This is a genomic window from Cupriavidus sp. WS (assembly GCF_000395345.1).
Lineage (GTDB): Bacteria > Pseudomonadota > Gammaproteobacteria > Burkholderiales > Burkholderiaceae > Cupriavidus > Cupriavidus basilensis_B.
In genome coordinates this window covers 1-998 of the sequence record NZ_AQPL01000382.1, presented here as the reverse complement: position 1 = coordinate 998, position 998 = coordinate 1, and the positions used below count along the sequence as shown (strand labels likewise).

General features: G+C 74.1%; 2 protein-coding genes and 1 pseudogene. 1 reads left to right on the top strand and 2 read right to left on the bottom strand.

Annotation, left to right across the window (positions count from 1 at the left end):
- Nucleotides 1-110 precede the first annotated feature (110 nt).
- Nucleotides 111-323: a hypothetical protein gene (locus K206_RS43145; RefSeq protein ID WP_155888267.1), complete on the bottom strand. Its 213-nt coding sequence runs from the start codon at nt 321-323 to the stop codon at nt 111-113.
- A 1-nt stretch (nt 324) separates the two neighbouring features.
- On the opposite strand from K206_RS43145, the gene K206_RS0127390 reads away from it, so the two are divergent.
- Nucleotides 325-696 (top strand): TraR/DksA family transcriptional regulator, encoded by a 372-nt coding sequence (locus K206_RS0127390; RefSeq protein WP_020205568.1) that lies wholly within the window; start codon nt 325-327, stop codon nt 694-696.
- A 35-nt stretch (nt 697-731) separates the two neighbouring features.
- Here K206_RS0127390 and K206_RS43890 read toward each other — a convergent pair.
- Nucleotides 732-998, bottom strand: a pseudogene (locus tag K206_RS43890) (ABC transporter ATP-binding protein); the annotation flags it as partial.

Below are 998 nucleotides of genomic sequence, written 5' to 3'. Positions count from 1 at the left end.
GCCGGGCGCGTCCGGCGCCACGCCGCGGTAGCTGCCGGTCCAGGCCGGCCCCGGCCTGGTCTTTGCCGCTTTCCCTTTGCCGCTTTCCCTTTTTCGCTTTCCGCGGCCTGTCACGAAACCGGCAGCGACGAGGAGGCGCGGGCCGCCTTCGCGCGCGCCTTCGGCCAGATCGCCCAGATCGCGCAGCGCGTGCGCGCGCTGGCGGAGCTGCCGCCGCGCGCCTGGGCCCGTGTTCGGCCGCCGCGCTTGATGCAGCGCAAAGCCAATGGCGCACGGCGTTGCAGAATGGAGAGAACGCGCACCGGCGCGAGCGGGAGACCCACGATGGCGGCACTGACTGCACTGACCGAAGAACAACGCAACGGCCTGGCCCTGGTGCTGGATGGCCGGGAAACACAACTGCGCGCGCAGGTCGCGGCGGCGGACGCCGCGCGCACCGTCGCCACGCGGCCCGAGCCGGGCGACGCGGCGGACATCGCCGAGGAGGAAGCCGCCGAGCAGGCGATGGCGGACCGCCACCGCGTGGAACTGGCCGACATCGCGGCCGCGCGCGCGCGGCTGGCCGGGCAGACCTACGGCCTGTGCGTGGACTGCGGGGCGGACATACCGTATGCGCGCCTGCAGGCCTACCCGACCGCCAAGCGCTGCCTGCCGTGCCAGAGCCGGCATGAGCAGGCGCGGGCAGCCGCCGGCTGAGGACGGCGGAAGGCGGCCGGCCGCCGCCACGCGCTTCAGCTCTGGAGCGCTTCCATCACCTTGCCGTGGACCGCGAACAGCGCCGGATCGTCGGGGTGGCGCGGGCGCGGCACGTCCACCTCGATCACCTGCTGCACGCCGGCCGGGCTGCCGCCCATCACGGCGATGCGGTCGGCGAGGAACGCCGCTTCGAGCATATTGTGCGTGACCAGCACGCCGGTGGGGCGCGGGCGGCTGTCGTCCAGCCACAGGGATTGCAGCAGGCTGCGCAGCCGGCGCGCGGTCAGCTCGTCCAGCGCGCT

What these genes read in the sequence shown, in the direction of transcription:
- K206_RS0127390 (WP_020205568.1), top strand. Translation starts at nt 325, where the DNA reads ATGGCGGCACTGACTGCACTGACCGAAGAACAACGCAACGGCCTGGCC.